Annotated in this window: 16 protein-coding genes; 9 read left to right on the top strand and 7 right to left on the bottom strand. The window is 71.0% G+C overall.

Translation table 11 applies throughout. The features are described 5' to 3' along the window. Positions 1 to 111: 111 nt before the first annotated feature. A complete protein-coding gene (locus OHA58_RS25945) occupies positions 112 to 720 on the top strand; it encodes a TetR/AcrR family transcriptional regulator (RefSeq protein ID WP_405481719.1) in 609 nt (202 codons plus the stop codon). A 10-nt stretch (positions 721 to 730) separates the two neighbouring features. Here OHA58_RS25945 and OHA58_RS25940 read toward each other — a convergent pair whose 3' ends face one another. After that, positions 731 to 3,724, bottom strand: coding sequence for a bifunctional [glutamine synthetase] adenylyltransferase/[glutamine synthetase]-adenylyl-L-tyrosine phosphorylase (locus OHA58_RS25940; RefSeq protein WP_405481718.1), 2,994 nt, complete (start codon positions 3,722 to 3,724; stop codon positions 731 to 733). A 336-nt stretch (positions 3,725 to 4,060) separates the two neighbouring features. On the opposite strand from OHA58_RS25940, the gene OHA58_RS25935 reads away from it, so the two are divergent. The 5 genes from OHA58_RS25935 (at position 4,061) to OHA58_RS25915 (ending at position 8,348) form a co-directional block, all read left to right on the top strand. Then, positions 4,061 to 4,492 (top strand): VOC family protein, encoded by a 432-nt coding sequence (locus OHA58_RS25935; protein WP_405481716.1) that lies wholly within the window; start codon positions 4,061 to 4,063, stop codon positions 4,490 to 4,492. Positions 4,493 to 4,592: 100 nt separating this feature from the next. Beyond that, positions 4,593 to 5,480 carry an alkaline phosphatase family protein gene (locus OHA58_RS25930; protein ID WP_405481715.1) on the top strand — a complete coding sequence of 296 codons (888 nt, stop codon included), beginning with the start codon at positions 4,593 to 4,595 and terminating at the stop codon, positions 5,478 to 5,480. 1 nt (position 5,481) lies between these two features. Then, positions 5,482 to 6,810 (top strand): MFS transporter, encoded by a 1,329-nt coding sequence (locus OHA58_RS25925; protein WP_405481713.1) that lies wholly within the window; start codon positions 5,482 to 5,484, stop codon positions 6,808 to 6,810. After that, a complete protein-coding gene (locus OHA58_RS25920; protein ID WP_405481712.1) occupies positions 6,807 to 7,838 on the top strand; it encodes a TolB family protein in 1,032 nt (343 codons plus the stop codon). The genes OHA58_RS25925 and OHA58_RS25920 overlap by 4 nt, the downstream gene beginning before the upstream one ends. A 66-nt stretch (positions 7,839 to 7,904) precedes the next feature. Continuing rightward, positions 7,905 to 8,348, top strand: coding sequence for a VOC family protein (locus tag OHA58_RS25915; protein ID WP_405481711.1), 444 nt, complete (start codon positions 7,905 to 7,907; stop codon positions 8,346 to 8,348). A gap of 22 nt (positions 8,349 to 8,370) precedes the next feature. Here the strand turns inward: OHA58_RS25915 and OHA58_RS25910 are convergent, their stop codons facing one another. The 5 genes from OHA58_RS25910 to OHA58_RS25890 all read right to left on the bottom strand — a co-directional run bounded on the left by OHA58_RS25910 (position 8,371) and on the right by OHA58_RS25890 (position 12,208). Further along, the gene (locus tag OHA58_RS25910) at positions 8,371 to 8,562 is read right to left on the bottom strand and encodes a hypothetical protein (RefSeq protein WP_405485187.1); all 192 of its coding nucleotides are present in this window, start codon (positions 8,560 to 8,562) and stop codon (positions 8,371 to 8,373) included. A gap of 65 nt (positions 8,563 to 8,627) precedes the next feature. Next, positions 8,628 to 8,876 (bottom strand): hypothetical protein, encoded by a 249-nt coding sequence (locus OHA58_RS25905; RefSeq protein ID WP_405481709.1) that lies wholly within the window; start codon positions 8,874 to 8,876, stop codon positions 8,628 to 8,630. A 335-nt stretch (positions 8,877 to 9,211) separates the two neighbouring features. Further along, positions 9,212 to 10,222, bottom strand: a complete 1,011-nt coding sequence (locus OHA58_RS25900; RefSeq protein ID WP_405481708.1) for a YncE family protein — start codon at positions 10,220 to 10,222, stop codon at positions 9,212 to 9,214. Between the two features lie 248 nt (positions 10,223 to 10,470). Beyond that, complete coding sequence (locus OHA58_RS25895) at positions 10,471 to 10,617, bottom strand: hypothetical protein (RefSeq protein ID WP_405481707.1); 147 nt, start codon at positions 10,615 to 10,617, stop codon at positions 10,471 to 10,473. A 229-nt stretch (positions 10,618 to 10,846) separates the two neighbouring features. After that, the gene (locus tag OHA58_RS25890; protein WP_389475805.1) at positions 10,847 to 12,208 is read right to left on the bottom strand and encodes a glutamine synthetase family protein; all 1,362 of its coding nucleotides are present in this window, start codon (positions 12,206 to 12,208) and stop codon (positions 10,847 to 10,849) included. 321 nt (positions 12,209 to 12,529) lie between these two features. On the opposite strand from OHA58_RS25890, the gene OHA58_RS25885 reads away from it, so the two are divergent. From OHA58_RS25885 to OHA58_RS25875, 3 genes are all read left to right on the top strand, one after another. Beyond that, positions 12,530 to 13,192, top strand: a complete 663-nt coding sequence (locus OHA58_RS25885) for a DUF3105 domain-containing protein (protein ID WP_405481705.1) — start codon at positions 12,530 to 12,532, stop codon at positions 13,190 to 13,192. Then, positions 13,189 to 13,806, top strand: a complete 618-nt coding sequence (locus OHA58_RS25880; protein ID WP_405481704.1) for a DUF305 domain-containing protein — start codon at positions 13,189 to 13,191, stop codon at positions 13,804 to 13,806. The genes OHA58_RS25885 and OHA58_RS25880 overlap by 4 nt, the downstream gene beginning before the upstream one ends. 202 nt (positions 13,807 to 14,008) lie before the next feature. Then, the gene (locus OHA58_RS25875; RefSeq protein WP_405481703.1) at positions 14,009 to 15,955 is read left to right on the top strand and encodes a protease pro-enzyme activation domain-containing protein; all 1,947 of its coding nucleotides are present in this window, start codon (positions 14,009 to 14,011) and stop codon (positions 15,953 to 15,955) included. Positions 15,956 to 16,031: 76 nt separating this feature from the next. On the opposite strand, the gene OHA58_RS25870 is transcribed toward OHA58_RS25875, so the two are convergent. Beyond that, positions 16,032 to 18,029 (bottom strand): carbohydrate binding domain-containing protein, encoded by a 1,998-nt coding sequence (locus OHA58_RS25870; RefSeq protein ID WP_405481701.1) that lies wholly within the window; start codon positions 18,027 to 18,029, stop codon positions 16,032 to 16,034. Positions 18,030 to 18,075 lie beyond the last annotated feature (46 nt).

Raw genomic sequence — 18,075 nt, 5'->3', positions numbered from 1 at the left:
TCCCGGAGGCGTCGCCCCGGTGGCCGGGAAGCGAAACCTAAAGGCTTTCGGTTTCGGCAATGTAGCCTCCCGTTGGGCATTCGGGAAGACCTCAGATTCGGAGAGCGCACGATGGGACGGCCGAGCAAGCCACTGCTGGACAGGGAGCGGATCACCACGACCGCACTCGAACTCGTCGACGAGAAAGGCGACTTCAGCGTTCCGCGGATCGCGAAACGGCTCGGGGTCCAGACGGGATCCGTGTATCACCATGTGGACGGCCGGGACGGGATCGTGGAGCTGCTGCGCGAGCGGGTCGCCGCCGCGATCGACCCCGCGACGCTCGCCCGCGACGAGCGGCCGTGGGCCGAGGCGCTCGCGGACTGGGCCCGCTCCTACCGGGCCGCCTTCGCCGCCCACCCCAAGGCGATCCCGCTGCTCACGACGTCACCCGTGCGGGCCCAGCGCGTCCTCGACCAGTACGAGCTCGCGGCCGGGGTCCTGCTGGACGCCGGGTTCGCCCTGCCGGACGTGATGCCGGTGATCATCGGCCTGGAGAACGTCGTACTCGGCTCCGCCCTGGACATGGCGGCGCCGGAGGCGATGTGGGAGCTGGCCGACGAGACGGCGACGCCGCGCCTGGCGGCGGCCCTGGCCGCGATGGGCGCGGGCCGCGCCGACGCGGCGTTCGAACTGGCGCTGACCGGGTTCCTCGCCCACGTGTCCACGCTGCGGAGGTGACCCGCGGGGGCTACGCCCCGTAGAAGCGCTCCTCCATCACCGCGCGCGCCCGGCGCGTCATGCGGCGATAGTCCTCCAGCATGTCGCCGACGTGGCCGGGGTCGTAGCCCAAGTACCGTCCCACCGCCGCGAGCTCACGCCCGTCGGACGGGAACGTGTCGCCCGGACGGCCGCGCACCAGCATGACCGCGCCGCGCACGCGGGACGCGAGGATCCATGCCTCGTCGAGGATCGCCGCCTCCTCGCCCGGGATCAGCTCCGCCGCGCACGCCGCGGCGAGCGCCTCCCGGGTGCGGGTCGTGCGCAGGCCCGGCTCCACCCACCCGTGCTGGAGCTGGAGGAGCTGGACCGTCCACTCGACGTCGGAGAGCCCGCCGCGGCCCAGCTTCGTGTGCAGCGTCGGGTCCGCGCCGCGCGGCAGCCGCTCGGACTCCATACGCGCCTTGAGCCGCCGGATCTCGCGCACGGCGTCCTCCCCGAGCCCCTCGGCGGGGAACCGCAGCGGGTCGACGAGGTCGATGAAACGCCGGCCCAGGTCCAGGTCGCCCGCGACCGGTTCGGCCCGCAGGAGCGCCTGCGACTCCCACACCAGGGACCACCGCCGGTAGTACGCCTCGTAGGACTTGAGGCTGCGCACGACCGGCCCCGACTTGCCCTCGGGCCGCAGGTCCGCGTCGATGAGGAGCGGCGGATCCGCGCTCGGCAGGGCGAGCAGCCGCCGCATCTCGGACACGACGCGGTTCGCGGCCTTCGCCGCCTCCTGGTCGTCGACGCCCTCGCGCGGCTCGTGCACGAACAGCACGTCGGCGTCCGACCCGTAGCCGAGCTCGTGCCCGCCGAACCGCCCCATGGCGATGACGGCGAACCGGGTGGGCAGCTCGTCCCCCCACCCCTCGCGCACGACGGCCCGCAGCGTCCCGGCGAGGGTCGCGGCCGTGATGTCGGAGAGCGCGCCGCCGACCCGGTCCACCAGGGCGCCCTGGTCGGCCTCGGCGGGCGTGTCCTCGGTGCCGTACGAGGCGATGATGTCGGCGGCCGACGTACGGAACAGCTCACGCCGCCGCACGCCGCGGGCCGCGGCGACGGCCTGCTCGGCGCCGCCCGCGCGCCCGACCGCGGCGAGCACCTCCTGCTCCAGCTGGGCGTGCCCGCGCGGTTCGAGGCCCCGCTGGTCGCCGAGCAGGGCGACGGCCTCCGGCGCGCGCATCAGCAGATCGGGCGCGAGCCGGCCGGCCGAGAGCACGCGCGCGAGGTTCTCCGCGGCCGCGCCCTCGTCCCGCAGCAGCCGCAGGTACCAGGGCGTCTTGCCCAGCGCGTCGGACACCTTGCGGAAGTTGAGCAGCCCGGCGTCCGGGTCGGCGGAGTCGGCGAACCAGCCGAGGAGCACCGGGAGCAGCGTCCGCTGGATCGCCGCCTTGCGGGTCACGCCGGACGCCAGCGCCTCCAGGTGCCTCAGCGCGGCAGTGGGGTCGTGGTAGCCGAGGGCGACGAGCCGTTCGCGTGCCGCCTCGGTGCTCAACCTGGTCTCGCCGGAGGCGAGTTGGGCCACGGCGTCGAGCAGCGGCCGGTAGAAGAGCTTCTCGTGCAGGCGCCGCACGACCGAGGTGTGGCGGCGCCAGGCCCGGTGGAGTTCGGTGATCGGCTCGGTCCGCATGCCCATGGAGCGTCCGGTGCGCCGCAGGTCCGCGTCGCCCTCGGGGACGAGGTGCGTACGCCTCAACCTGTAGAGCTGGATGCGGTGTTCGAGGGTGCGCAGGAAGCGGTAGGCGTCGTCGAGCTGGACGGCGTCGACCCGCCCCACGTACCCGCCGTCGGCGAGGGCGGCCAGCGCGTCCAGGGTGGTGCCGCTGCGCAGCGAGAGGTCGGCCCTGCCGTGCACCAACTGCAGGAGCTGTACGGCGAATTCGACGTCCCGGAGTCCGCCGGGCCCCAGCTTCAGCTCCCGGTCGACCTCACCGGCGGGGATGTTCTCGACGACGCGCTTGCGCATCTTCTGCACGTCGGGCACGAAGTTCTCGCGCTCGGCGGCCTGCCAGACGAGGGGCGAGAGCGTCCTGACGTACGCGTCGCCGAGTTCGAGGTCACCGGCGACGGGCCGCGCCTTGAGCAGCGCCTGGAACTCCCAGGTCTTGGCCCACCGCTGGTAGTAGGCGAGATGCGAGGAGAGCGTCCGCACGAGGGGGCCGTTGCGCCCCTCGGGACGCAGGTTGGCGTCGACGGGCCAGATCGTGCCTTCGACGGTCGTGTCGGAGCAGATCCGCATCATGTGCGAGGCGAGCCGGGTCGCGGCCTGGATCGCCTTGCCCTCGTCGGCGCCCTCGACGGCCTCGCCGACGAAGATGACGTCCACGTCGGAGACGTAGTTGAGTTCGTGGCCGCCGCACTTGCCCATCGCGACGACTGCGAGCCGGCACAGCGCGGCGTCCCCCGGCGCGTCCGCCTGCGCCATGGCGAGGGCCGCGCGCAGGGTGGCCGTGGCCAGGTCGGCGAGTTCGGCGGCGGTCTGGGCGATGTCGGTCGTCCCGCACACGTCACGGGCGGCGATCGACAGGAGGCAGCGCCGGTAGGCGACCCGCAGGGAGTTCGGGTCGACGGCGTCCGCGAGGCCCCGCTCGAACTCCGCCACACCGGGGTGCAGGTCGGACGGCTCGTAGGTGACGAGGGCCTGCCAGTCCAGCGGGTGCCGGGCCAGATGGTCGGCGAGCGCCTCGGACGCGCCGAGGACACCGAGGAGCCGGTCGCGCAGGGGCTTGGCCGTGATGAGCGTGTCGAGGAGCTCCCGGCGCTCGGGGTCACCGGCCTGCGCCTCGACGAGCCGGACGAGCCCGAGGAGGGCCAGATCCGGGTCGGCGGTGGCGCCGAGGGCGTCCAGGAGCAGCGGGTCGGAGCGCACGGCGGAGAGGCCCGGCACGTCGAGGAGCCGCTCGGCGGCGGAGGGATCCGTGAAACCGTGCCGCAGCAGCCGCGTGAACGTACTGCTCCTGCGCCCTTGCGGCACCGACATCGCACGGCCTCCTGTTCGATCACGCACTGGTCCAGAGCCTAGAGCCTGTCCGGCGGATCAGGCCGGTTTCAGGTTGCCGGAAACAGACCCCGCTCGCCTGCATGATCCGCCGGACAGTCCCCAGGGCTTCGCCGGTGAGTTCCGCCCGCGTGCGGGGTCTGCCCTTTGACGGGAGCATCGGGAGAGCGGGAGGCGGCTCATGACGAACGCGCACCCCCTGGCCCAAGTGCACGGCCGGCACACGGTACGGCCGGACGGGCGCCGGCGCTTCGCGCAGCCGGCACACACTCTCGTCCGAGAACGCAGTCGAAAACCGCAGCCGGAAAGGGAGCACCCATGGAATGGACCCTCGAAGTGGTCGTCGTGCCCGTCACGGACGTCGACCGGGCGAAGGACTTCTACGCGAAGCAACTCGACTTCAAGGTCGACGTGGACCAGGTCGTCACGGAGGGCGTCCGCATCGTGCAGCTGACGCCGCCCGGGTCGCGCTGTTCGATCGCCCTGGAGCAGGGCCTGCCGGGCGCGCCGGGGCAGCGGCCGATGCAGCCGGGCTCGCTGACCGGCATCCAGATGTGCGTGACGGACATCGACGCCGCGCGGGCCGAGCTGCTGGAGCGGGGCGTGGACGTGAGCCCGGTGCAGCACGTGGGGGCCAAGGGCTGGGAGGACGGGCCCGGCGACGTCTGGAACTCGTTCATGTTCTTCGCCGACCCGGACGGCAACGGGTGGACGGTGCAGCAGGCGCCGGCCCCGCTCTCGGAGCGCTGAGGGTTCACCCGCCCTTCACATGTGCGTGGGACAGGGGCATCTTGGCGTGTGCATGCTCTAGCCGCACCGCCGCCGTCTCTCCCCCCACCGGAGGTCTCACGTGCTTGGCAGATCACTGTTCCGACGTGGCCGCACCGCGGCGCTCGCGTCGGCCTTCGCCCTGACCGCCGCCGCGGTCGCGCTCTGGTCCGGCGTGGGCGGCTCGTCCGCGCAGGCCGCGGCGGGCGTCCCCACCCCGGACCACACCGTGGTCGTGGTCTTCGAGAACCACGCCTACAACCAGGTGATCGGCTCCTCCAGCGCCCCCTACATCAACAGCCTCAAGACGAACGGCGCCAGCCTCTCGGCCTCGTACGCGCTGACGCACCCGAGCCAGCCGAACTACTTCGCGCTGTTCTCCGGCGCCACCCAGGGCATCACGGACGACAGCTGCTACACGCCGGGCTTCTCCTCGCAGCCCAACCTGGCCTCCGAGCTGATCACGGCCGGCAAGACCTGGGGCAGCTACAACGAGGGCCTGCCGAGCCAGGGTTCGACCACCTGCTCGTCCGGCGACTACGCCCGCAAGCACAACCCGTGGTTCGGGTTCAGCAACGTCCCCACCTCCACGGCGAAGACGTTCGCGCAGTTCCCCTCGGACTACTCGACGCTCCCCCAGGTCTCCTTCGTGGTTCCCGACCTGTGCAGCGACATGCACGACTGCTCGGTGTCGACCGGTGACACCTGGCTGAAGAACAACCTCTCCGCCTACGCGACCTGGGCGAAGACGCACAACAGCCTCCTCGTCGTCACCTTCGACGAGGACAACCGCCTGGCCGGCAACAAGATCCCGACGGTCCTCTACGGCCAGCAGGTCACCGCGGGCTCGACCTCGTCGACCACCTACAACCACTACGACGTCCTGCGCACGATCGAGGACATGCACGGCCTCCCGCACGCGGGCAACGCGGCGTCGGGCAAGGACATCACGGGCATCTGGACGTCCTGACATGTACGTAGCGGACAGCCGCGCCGCGGCGTCCGCGGAACCCGCCGCCCGGCCACCGGCCGGGCGGCGCGGCACCGCGATCGCCCCCACGGTCCTGGCCCTCGGCTCGGTCAGCCTGATCACCGACGTCTCGTCCGAGATGGTCACGGCGGTCCTGCCGCTCTACCTCGTCGCGGGACTCGGCCTCTCCCCCCTCGGCTTCGGCCTCCTGGACGGCGTCTACAACGGCTTCTCGGCGCTGGTGCGCCTCGTCGGCGGCCACTTCGCGGACCGCGGAGGCGGCCGCCACAAGACCGTCGCCCTGTTCGGCTACGGGCTCTCGGCGCTCTGCAAGCCCCTGCTGCTGCTGGCCGCCACGCTCCCCACGATCGGCATGGTCCTGGCGGCCGACCGCACCGGGAAGGGCCTGCGCACGGCGCCGCGGGACGCCCTGATCTCCCTGAGCAGCACCCCGGCCACCCGCGGCAGGGCCTTCGGCGTGCACCGGGCGATGGACACGACGGGCGCCCTCCTCGGCCCTCTCGCGGCCTTCCTGATCCTGCGCGCGACGACGGACGGCTACGACGCCGTCTTCACCGTCAGCTTCTGCGTCGCGGTATTGGGCGTACTGGTCCTGCTGCTCTTCGTCCCCCGCCGCCACGAAGCCGAGCAGGTGACCGCCGAGGACAGCCGCCCCGCACCCGCACAGGAGACCACCAAGGACAGCCGCCCCGCACCCGCGCGCCCCACCCTCCGGTCCGCGCTCGCTCTCCTGCGCCGCCGCGAAGTGCGCCGCACCACGGTCTGCGCCCTGCTCCTCGGCCTCGCCACGGTCAGCGACTCCTTCATCTACCTGCTCCTCCAGCGCCGCCTCGGTGTCCCCGACCAGTGGTTCGCGCTGCTCCCCCTGGGCACGGCGGCCGCGTTCCTGCTCCTGGCCGCGCCCCTGGGCCGGCTCGCGGACCGCCTCGGCAGCTGGCGCGTGTTCCTCGCCGGCCACGCCGCGCTCCTCGCCGCGTACGGCCTGCTGCTCTCGCCGTGGCACGGCACCGCCCTGCCGTACGCGGTCCTGGCGCTGCACGGCTGCTTCTACGCGGCGACGGACGGCGTCCTGATGGCGGCGGCCTCCACCGCCATCCCCCAGGAGCTGCGCTCGTCGGGGCTCGCCGTCGTCCAGACCGGCCAGGCGCTGGCGCGCTTCGTCTGCTCGATCGGCTTCGGCGCCGCCTGGACGGCGTGGGGCGACCGCACGGCTCTGGGCGCGGCCACGGTCGCGCTGGCGGCGGGCGCGGCGGTGGCGTACGCCTTCCGGCCCACGGCCCCCACCCCCGCGGAGGTAGTACCCGCATGACGACACGTAACAGGCTGCTCGTCCTCGTCGCCGCGGTCATCGCCCTGGCGGCCGTCGCGACGGCCTCGGTCTGGCACGCGGCAGCGCGCGCCGACCGCAGGAACGAGGCGCACGCGGGCGGCCCGATGGTCACGGCGGGCCGGGTGACCCTGCCGGCCGGGGCCTCCGACGTCCCCCGCCACCTCGTCTTCCGCAACATGGCGTGGGGCCCCCACCGGGACGAGCTCACCACGGTCCCGGCGGGCCGACCGGACGCGCCCCGCACCGCGTCGGGCGTCAAGTGCCTGCGTTTCTACGCCGCTTCGGGCACGGCCGTCTGCCTGCGGGCCGAACGGGGCGCGATGCAGGACACGTACACCGCGCGCGTCCTGGACGCACGGCTCAAGGAGAAGGCCCACTACGCGCTGCCGGGCATCCCGTCCCGCGCCCGCGTGTCGCCGAGCGGGCGCTACGCGGCGTGGACGGTGTTCGTGGGCGGCGACAGTTACGCGGGCACGAACTTCTCTACGCGGGCGGCGATCGTCGACACCCGCACGGGGCACCTCACGCCGACGCTCGAGGACTTCCGGGTCGTCAAGGACGGCCGGACCTACCGCGCGGCGGACATCAACTTCTGGGGCATCACGTTCGCGGCGGACGACCGCCACTTCTACGCGACGCTCGCGACGCACGGGAAGACCTACCTCGTACAGGGCGATCTGCGCACCCGCACGCTGACCACCGTCCACCAGAACGTCGAGTGCCCGTCCCTCTCCCCCGACGGCACCCGCATCGCGTACAAGAAGCGCGTGAAGGGCCTTTCTGCGGACGCCCCTTGGCGGCTGTACGTACTCGACCTGCGCACGCTCCACGAGACGCCCCTGGCGGAGACGCGCAGCGTCGACGACCAGGCGGTCTGGAGCGACGCGCACACGCTCACGTACGCGCTGCCGGGCGACTACGGCGCGGACCTCTACACCGTCCCGGCAGACGGCACAGGCGCTCCGCACCGCCTCACGAAGGCCGCGGTGTCACCGGCGTACCTGTGACCGCTCGCGATCCGGATCCGCACATACAGGTGGCAGGCGGGTCCGCGACCCGCAAGGCTGAGGCCCATGGACATGACCCTCGAAGTGATTCAGCTGCCCGTCTCGGACCTGGACCGGGCGAAGGACTTCTACGCGAACAAGGTCGGATTCGGCGTCGACGTGGACCGCGAGGTGATGCCGGGCGTCCGGATCGTCCAGCTCACCCCGCCCGGCTCCGGCTGTTCGGTGACGCTCGCCGAGGGCGTCCCGAACCCCACGGGCACCCCGCAGCCGGGCACGTACCACGGCCTGCAGCTGGTGGTGGCGGACATCAAGGCGGCCCACGCGGAGCTGACGGCGCGCGGCCTCGACGTCTCGGAGCCCCAGCAGTACGCCCCGGACGACGGCGGCACGTTCATGTACTTCACCGACCCGGACGGCAACGGCTGGGCTATCCAGGAGTACCGCCGGCGCGCCACGCAGCCGCTGCACGAGCTGCTGCGCGACCAGCACACGCCGGCTGACGGCTGACCCGGCTCACGGCTGACCCGGCTCACGGCTCCGGGATCAGCCGCACCACCGTCACGACCAGGATCGACCCGGAGACGTAGTACCGGACGATGACGCCGCGCACGGTCGCCTCCCTGCGGTCCGCCCACCGGCCGATGGGGAGGGACCCGTGCCCGTACGGGTCGACGCCGAGGGTGTGTTCCAGCTCCGCCCTGAACGGCACGGGTCCCGCCATCTTCGCGAGGGTGTCGTCGGCGGGCGGCGCGTACGAGATGCGGTGGCGGCGGCGATGACGGTGGCTCACTCGGCTCCGGCCCTCTCCGCTTCCTCGCGGGCGAGCCGGTCCATGATGGCGTCGGCGGCCGGGTCGGGCACGGCCTCCAGCATCCAGTGCCGCATCACGGCGTGGATCTCGTGCACCCCGGCCGCGTTGATCTCCCGGTCGAACTCGTCACGCCGGTGCTCCGGCAGGGCGTCGCGGATGGCGGGGATGCTGTTGGGCACCTCGACCTCGACCCCGTCGACGAGGGTCTTGAGCGGCTCGGCCATGATGCGCTCCCTTCTCGCTCCCCGACCACGGTAGCGACCGGCACAACGCCAAAGGGGCGGGACGCGTGACGCGCCCCGCCCCTCGGACCCAAGTGCCTTACAGCACCGGCAGGTTCTTCCGCGACCTACGATGCCGCAGGACCGTGGAAAGCATGTACAGCGGCAAAACTGTCATGTAGGTCAACGCCTGCCGCAGTAGAGCTGTCCCTAATCATCAAGGTTCCCTACATTGTCTGCGGGACCGGGCGAGCCCTTCGTATGGTTGGCCCACCCAGGGGCGTCGGGTGTGGCTTTCAAGGAGGTGCCCTTTGGCGTCCGACTCCGACCTTGAAGGGTCAGTGATTCGGAGGCCGGAGCGACTTCCCCAATGCCACCCCGGCGGGGGCGTTGCCAACGGGGATCGGGGAGCCCACGACCGCGTTGGTCCTGGTGTCGATCACCGACACGCTGTCCGAGCCGGAGTTGGTCACGTAGGCGCGACCGCGGAGGGCGTCGGTGGCCACCCAGGCGGGGCCGTAGCGGACGGGGATCGGGGAGCCGACGACCGCTTTGGTCCTGGTGTTGATCAGCGACACGGTGTTCGAGTCGGAGTTGGTCACGTAGGCGCGGCCTCGGAGGCTGTCCATGGCCACCCCGAGGGAGAGGTTGCCGACGGGGATCAAGGGCCCGACGACCTTGTTGGTGTTGGTGTCGATCACCGACACGGCGTACGAGTGGGCGTTGACCACGTAGGCGCGACCGCGGACGCCGTCGATGGCCACCCCGGCGGGGCCTTTGCCGACGCGGATCGGGGAGCCCACGACGGTTTTGGTCTTGGTGTCGATCACCGACACGGTGCCCGAGAGGGAGTTGGTCACGTAGGCGCGACCGCGGACGCTGTCGACGGCCACCCCGGCGGGGCCTTTGCCGACGCGGATCGGGGAGCCCACGACGGTTTTGGTCTTGGTGTCGATCACCGACACGGTGCCCGAGTGGGCGTTCACGACGTAGGCGCGACCGCGGACGCCGTCGACGGCCACCCCGGCGGGGCCTTTGCCGACGTGGATCGGGGAGCCCACGACGGTTTTGGTCCTGGTGTCGATCACCGACACGGTGCCCGAGCCGGAGTTGGTCACGTAGGCGCGACCGCGGACACTGTCGACGGCCACCCCGGCGGGGCCTTTGCCGACGTGGATCGGGGGGCCGACGAACGCGTTGGTCCTGGTGTCGATCACCGACACGGTGCCCGAGCCGCCGTTGACGACATAGAGGCGATCACTGCGCAGGTCTTTGTGCGGCGCTGCAAAGGCGCGAGGAGCCGTGGCGGACAGGAGGGCGATGGAGAATGCCGCCAGGATGACGCTCAACCGGTCAAGCCACTGGCGCCGTGCGCTACGGCGTGGGGATGCGGGGACGTCGCCTGGCAGAAGCTCAGGGAGAGTTCGGGACATTCTTCCTCCAGGCCGGTCGACTCTTGGGGGCCGTCATGATGAGTGCGACGGCTGAGCAGCCAAGAGCGTCCACGACCGTCACAGCACATCCTTTGGTCCGCCACGGTGATCTGCCAGCCGGACTGCGCTGAACGTGACCGCTTGCCGGGACTTCTCCCATGAGCTCAGGAGCCGAGGCCGCGGCCGAAGGCAGCGGGCCGATCCCAGCCGAGCCCCTCGAAGCGTGGCAGCGAACAGTGCCGCAGGCCCGCGCGCTGCTCGGCGATGTGGACGTCACGCAGTACGAGCAGGAGTCGTGCGACCTCAGCCACTCCGACACCTCCCGATGGGCGTCCCTGGCCAAGCCTCGGAGCACGCAGCTGAGGCCCTGGTCCGGTTACCCCTGTGCCGCTTAAGTGATCCAGGAGGCCTGTCCGGTGGGCCGATCCGACGGCCCACGGCCCACAGACGGCCCAGCCCCCGACGCACGCGACGGGGCCGCCGGTCATAGACCAACGGCCCCAGAGGCTCGACGCGGCACGAAACCGCTCTGGCCTGCCCTTACAGCACCGGCAGGTTCTTCCGCAGTTCGAACGCGGTCACCTCGGAGCGGTACTCCTCCCACTCCTGCTTCTTGTTGCGCAGGAAGAAGTCGTACACGTGCTCGCCCAGTGTCTCGGCGACGAGTTCGCTGCGTTCCATGAGGGCGATGGCCTCGCCGAGGTTCTGCGGCAGCGGCTCGATGCCCATGGCGCGGCGCTCGGCGTCGGACAGGGCCCACACGTCGTCGTCGGCGCCCGGCGGGAGCTCGTAGCCCTCCTCGATGCCCTTGAGTCCGGCGGCGAGCAGCACGGCGTACGTCAGGTACGGGTTCGCGCCCGAGTCGATCGAGCGGACCTCGACGCGCGCTGAGCCGGTCTTGCCGGGCTTGTACATCGGGACGCGGATCAGGGCCGAGCGGTTGTTGTGGCCCCAGCAGATGTACGAGGGGGCCTCGCCGCCGGCGCCGGCGGTGCGGCCGCCGCCGCCCCAGATGCGCTTGTAGGAGTTGACCCACTGGTTGGTGACGGCGGAGATCTCGGCGGCGTGCTTGAGCAGGCCGGCGATGAAGGAGCGGCCGACCTTGGACAGCTGGTACTCGGAGCCGGACTCGTAGAACGCGTTGCGGTCGCCCTCGAAGAGGGAGAGGTGCGTGTGCATGCCGGAGCCGGGGTAGTCGGAGAACGGCTTCGGCATGAAGGTGGCCTGCACGCCCTGCTCAAGAGCCACCTGCTTCATGACGAGGCGGAACGTCATGATGTTGTCGGCCGTGGAGAGCGCGTCGGCGTACCGCAGGTCGATCTCCTGCTGGCCGGGGGCGCCCTCGTGGTGGCTGAACTCGACCGAGATGCCCATGGATTCGAGCATGGTGATCGCCTGGCGGCGGAAGTCCATGCCGACGTTCTGCGGGGTGTGGTCGAAGTAGCCGGAGTTGTCGGCGGGGGTGGGCCGCGAGCCGTCGAGCGGCTTGTCCTTGAGGAGGAAGAACTCGATCTCGGGGTGGGTGTAGAAGGTGAAGCCCAGGTCCGAGGTCTTGGCCAGGGCCCGCTTCAGCACGTAGCGCGGGTCCGCGAACGACGGGGAGCCGTCGGGCATCAGGATGTCGCAGAACATGCGCGCGGTGCCGGGGGCCTCGGCGCGCCAGGGCAGCACCTGGAAGGTCGACGGGTCCGGCTTGGCGATCATGTCCGATTCGTATACGCGGGCGAAGCCCTCGATCGCGGAGCCGTCGAAGCCGATGCCCTCGTCGAAGGCCTGCTCCAGCTCCGCCGGGGCCACGGCCACCGACTTCAGGAAGCCGAGGACATCCGTGAACCACAGGCGGACGAACCGGATATCCCGCTCCTCGAGCGTCCGGAGCACGAATTCCTGCTGCTTGTCCATCTTCCGATTCCACCCATCCTTGCTGGTCAGGCCGCCTGCGTCCGCGCCCTGCGGGACACCGTCGGCAGGCTCCTGAGCATCCCACCACATCACCGTTTCGTGCGCGTTGCCGACCTTGATCGACTGGCCGACCCGGGCCCGACACATCGTGCGAACGGCAGATGTATACGACTCCGTGCCCATAGTGCCTGCTGGGGCCCCTCGTCCCATAGTCCCTGCCGCGCGGAGCACCGGCTACACGGCATGGCAACGGCCCCCCGCTCCCCACTACGATCAGCGGACCCGTTCAGCCGTCCCGTCCCTTTCCCAGAAGGACTCACCATGGGTTCCGCCAAGAACACCGGCTCCGCGACGCGCAAGGCCCGGATAGAGGAGATGCGCCGCGCCGAACGCTCCCGCGAGCGCCTGCGCCGTGTCCTCGTGATCGTGGTGAGCGCCGTCGTCGTCGTGTGCCTCGCCGGATTCGGGGCGTGGGCCCTCATGAAGGGTGACGACTCGAAGGGCGGGACGGACGCGAAGTCGGCGGCCGGGTCGTTCAAGACCGGCTCGGACGGTGTGAAGACCTGGACGGGGAAGCTGGCCCGCAACCACGTCGCGAAGAAGGTGACGTACCCGATGACGCCGCCGGTGGGCGGGGACCACAACCAGGTCTGGATGAACTGCAACGGCGACGTCTACAAGAAGCCGATCCCGAACGAGAACGCGGTGCACGCCCTGGAGCACGGCGCGGTCTGGGTGACGTACACGGACAAGGCCGACCCGGGCGACGTGCAGAAGCTCGCGGCGAAGGTCCGCCAGACGCCGTACTCGCTGATGAGCCCGGACCAGGACCAGAAGGACCCGATCATGCTGAGCGCCTGGGGTCACCAGCGGACCGTGAAGAGCGCCACCGACCCGGACGTGGCCTCGTTCTTCTCGACGTTCGTCCAGGGCAAGCAGACCCCCGAGCCGGGTGCCGCCTGCACCAACGGCCTGTCCCAGTGAGGCGCGCGGCCTGGATCGCGCCGGCCGTGGCGGCGGTGCTCGTCGCGGCCGGGGCGGTCACGTACGCGGTCGCCGACGGGGACGGCGGCGGTTCGTCGGCCGTTCGGGTGCCGGGCGCCGAGTCCGCCGACGCCGGGTTCGCGCGGGACATGGCGGTCCACCATCAGCAGGCCGTCGAGATGTCGTACATCGTGCGCGACCGCACCGATGACGAGGAGGTGCGCCGCCTCGCCTACGACATCGCGCAGACGCAGGCCAACCAGCGGGGCATGCTGCTCGGCTGGCTCGATCTGTGGGGGCTGCCGAAGGTGTCCGCGAAGCCGCCGATGTCCTGGATGGGCATGGGTGACATGCCGCCGGGACAGGACGGCGCACTGATGCCGGGCATGGCCACGAACACACAGCTCGACGAGCTCCGCAAGGCGAACGGCAAGCGGGCCGAGGTGCTGTACCTCCGGCTGATGACCGCGCACCACAAGGGCGGTGTCCATATGGGCGAGGGGTGCGTCGAGCGCTGCGGGGTCGGGGTGGAGAAGCGGCTCGCGGCGGGCATGGTCGCCTCGCAGAAGTCGGAAATCGGCCTGATGGCGGGGATGTTGAAGGACCGGTCGTAGGCAGGGGGACCCGAGGGGACCCCCGCCCCGATCACGTACCGCCCCAAATCGCCCTCGAACGGCGTTCCTTGGGCTCTTCTTGGCGCTTCCATTCCCCTTGCATGAACGGTTCGGCGCAACAGTGATCAGTTGCGTGCGCAGCTCGACCGGCGCACGCGCATCACAGTCGCCACACGCGACGAACCACATCGCAGGGGGTTGTATGAGATCCACCCGTGCCGCGGCCCGCGCCGGGCTCAGCCTGGCAGCGACACTGCCACTGCTCGCCGGCGCGCTCGCCATCGCAGCACCCGTCGCCCAGGCCGACCCGAACCCGGGCGCCCGCGACGCACTGACCGGCACCAAGCCGCTGTGGGCAACGGCCAAGGCCGACCAGGGTGCCGCGTCGAACAGCTCCACCGTGCACGCCCGCGTCTACCTCGCGGGACGTGACGCGGCGGGCCTCGCGGCGTACGCGAAGGCCGTGTCCGACCCGCAGTCGGCGTCGTACGGCAAGTACCTCAGCGCCAAGCAGGCCCAGGCCCGCTTCGGCGCGACCAAGGCCCAGATAGCCGAGGTCACGAAGTGGCTCGAGTCCTCGGGCCTCACCGTGACCGACGTCAGCAAGCACTACATCTCCGTCTCGGGCGAAGTCGCCGCCGCCGAGAAGGCGTTCGGCGCCCAGCTGCACAACTACGCCAAGGGCGCGCACACCTACCGCGCGCCCACGGCCGCCGCCACCGTGCCCGCGTCCCTGGACGGCGCCATCCTCACGGTGACCGGCCTGGACAACGCGCCGCACAAGGCGAACCACGACGAGACGCTGCCGCCTCCGGACGCCGTGTTCCACAACGCCGGCCCCTTCTCCTCGTACTTCGGCTCGAAGACGGCGAGCAGCCTGCCGTCGGCGTACGGCCAGAAGGCCCCGTACGCCATCAAGGGCTACACCGGCAAGCAGCTGCGGGCCGCCTACGGCGCCGGCAAGAAGACCGGCAAGGGGGTCCGCGTCGCCATCACCGACGCGTACGCCTCGCCGACCATCGCGAAGGACGCGGCCACCTACGCCAAGCGCAACGGTGACGCGGCCTACCGCAGCGGCCAGTTGAAGCAGGTCCTGCCCGCGGACTACACCAAGACCGAGGAGTGCGGGGCGTCCGGCTGGTACGGCGAGGAGACCCTCGACGTCGAGGCCGTGCACGCCGTGGCTCCCGCGGCCGACATCACCTACGTCGGCGCCGCGTCCTGCTACGACGACGCACTGCTCGACTCGCTCGGCAAGATCGTCGACGGCCACCTCGCCGACATCGTGTCGAACTCGTGGGGCGACATCGAGGCCAACCAGACCCCCGACCTCGCCGCCGCGTACGACCAGATCTTCCAGTACGGCGCGATCGAGGGCATCGGCTTCTACTTCTCGTCCGGCGACAACGGCGACGAGGTGGCGCACACCGGCACGAAGCAGGTCGACGTGCCCGCCAACTCGGCGTGGGTGACGTCCGTCGGCGGCACGTCGCTGGCCGTCGGCAAGGGCGACACGTACCAGTTCGAGACCGGCTGGGGCACGCTCAAGTCGAGCCTGTCGGCGGACGGCAAGAGCTGGGCCGCGTTCCCTGGGGCGTACACCTCGGGCGCGGGCGGCGGCACGAGCAAGACGGTGAAGCAGCCGTTCTACCAGCGCGGTGTCGTCCCGAACACGTTGGCGCGCGCCAACGGCGGCGCGCAGAAGATGCGTACGGTGCCGGACATCTCCGCGGTGGCCGACCCGAACACCGGTTTCCTCGTCGGCCAGTCGCAGACGTTCCCCGACGGTTCGCTCAAGTACGACGAGTACCGCATCGGCGGCACGTCGCTGGCGGCCCCCGTCATCGCGGGTGTGCAGGCGCTGGTCCAGGAGGCCCGCGGCGGGCACGCGCTCGGCTTCGCCAACCCGTCGATCTACGACCACTTCGGGTCGAAGATCTACCACGACGTGACGGACAAGCCGACCGGGACTGACCTCGCGGTCGTCCGCGTGGACTACGCGAACGGCTTCGACGCGGCCGACGGCCTGCTGACCTCGGTCCGCAGCCTCGGCAAGGACAGCTCGCTCAAGGCCGTCCGCGGCTACGACGACGTGACGGGTGTCGGCTCGCCGGCGCCGGGCTATGTGACGTCCTTCGGCCGTCGCTGACCGCCACGCACCACAGATGGCGCCCGCCCCCGGGGAGATCCGGGGACGGGCGCCGACGCACATACCTGTACGCGCGCTACTGCTTGACGATCCGCAGGTCGTCGCACCAGCCGCTGCCCGTGCCGGTACGGGTGTAGCAGTACAGGGTCGCCGAGGTGTTCGTGGCACCCGTGGTGAAGGTGATGCTGCCGGTGCGCCATCCGAAGGCGCTGAAGGCGGGAATCCGGGTCTCGGACCCGCCGAAGTTCTTCACTCCCACGGCGAGTTGGGTGTCGTACGCGTCGACGCGCCCCCAGCCGGAGAGCGTGTACGTGGTGTTCGGCGCGACGGTGATCTTCTGCTCGGCGGTGCTCGGGGTCCCCGAGACGCGCAGGCTGTAGCCGCCGCTGTGCGGGTTCGCGGAGTCGGCGGTGACGGTGCCGGAGGGCGCCCAGGGCGCGACGGAGCCCGTCTCGAAACCGGGGTTGGCGACCAGGTTGGTGCCGCCCGAGCAGGCCGCGTCGTCGAACGCGGACGCCTGGTGGGCGCCGATGTCAGGGCGGCAGGCGACGGGGGCGGGGCCTCCGAAGTAGTCTTTGCCGCCGGAACCCGTGGTGACCTGGCCTGCGCCGCGCGCCGGGGATCCGGCCTTCAGCTTGTACCCCGCGGGATCGGCGGAGCCCGGGTCGGCGAGGAGCGGGTCGGCGGTCACCTTGCCGGGGTCGGCGGGCTCGGAGGCCGGGTGGTTGCCGTACATCACGTTGTTGCGCCAGGTGTGCTCGGCGGGCTTGCCGCCGTAGCCGCCGGTGCCGAGGTTGTAGATGATGTTGTTGCTCCACAGCGTGGTGGAGGCGCCACCGCTGCTCTCCACGATGGCCGTCGTCGAACCAGCCCCCATGTAGAAGGTGTTGTTGAGCATCTGGGCGGCAGCGTCGCCCACGGCGTACAGAATCCGGGAGCCGTCGTTGACGGAAAGGTTGTAACGCGCCACCGTGCCCGCCGTGTTGGCTCCTCCTCCGCAGGCCCCGCACAGCAGCAGGAAGCCGCCCTCGTTGTCGTGGCTGTAGTTGTACTGGAAGACGGCGCCGCGGGTGCCGAAGTCGGCGTCGAAGGCCATGCCGTCGTTCAGGCCGGGCCGCCGCACATGGTGGACCTCGTTGTACTGGAAGACGGTGCCGTCGCTGTTGATGGTCCAGAAGCCGGCGTTGTTGCCCGCGGAACGCATCCAGATGTCGTAGCCCTCGTTGTGCTCCACGAGGGCGTCACGGGTGGCGCGGACGACCATGCCGTCGCCGCCGATGTCATGGATCTTGTTGCCGCGGAACACGACACGCGTACTCGCCGTCCACGCGGGCCCGCTGGTGCAGCCGTAGATGGCGCGGCAGTTCCAGCTGGACTGGGTGGTCAGGCCCTCGCGGTCGACCTTGTAGACCTCACTGTTCTCGACGAGTACGTCGTCGAAACGGGTCGGCGTCACCGTGCCCGAAACCCGGAACTGGATGCCGTTGCTGCTCTTGGTGTGGCCGCCGTTGACGTCATGGACGTAGACGTCATCCAGCACGTAATGCGTACCGGTGCCGTGATCGGCGAGCTCGACGAGGATGCCGTTGCGCTCGGCGTCCATGGCGCCCTTGTTGGTGACCTCCAGACCACGGATCTCCCACTGCTCGACATTGAGCAGATGGACGGCGGCGTAGACGGTGCCACCGCCCTCGATCACGGGCCGAGCGCCGCCGGAGCCGTAGGGGGCGACCCTGACGGGGGCGGCCGCGGAGCCCGATCCGGTGGGCTTGAGCTGACCGCGGCAGGTGGCTCCGCGCTTGAAGTAGAGCCGGTCGCCGGGGCCGTAGGTGACGGCGTTGGCCGCGGAGAGGCTGTTGTAGGGCGCGGCGAGGCTGCCGTCGCCGTTCGCGGCGGCGGCACAGTCCACGTAGTAGGGGGTGCTCGCGGACTGCAAGGGGTGGGGCGGATGGCCGGGGTCCGCGGACCCGGCGGCCTGGGCGCCCGGCGGGGAGACGAGGGCGGAGGCGGCGAGCGCGAGACCGGCCGCGAGCGTGGTGCAGGCTCTTCGGAGCCCGGATGTAACCGGTGCCATTCTTGCTCCTGGGGATAGGAGAGGAGTTCGGCAAGTACCGTGCCCA

The organism is Streptomyces sp. NBC_00009, from assembly GCF_045040855.1.
GTDB classification, from domain to species: Bacteria; Actinomycetota; Actinomycetes; order Streptomycetales; family Streptomycetaceae; genus Streptomyces; species Streptomyces aureus.
This window is presented reverse-complemented; position numbering and strand designations above follow the sequence as displayed.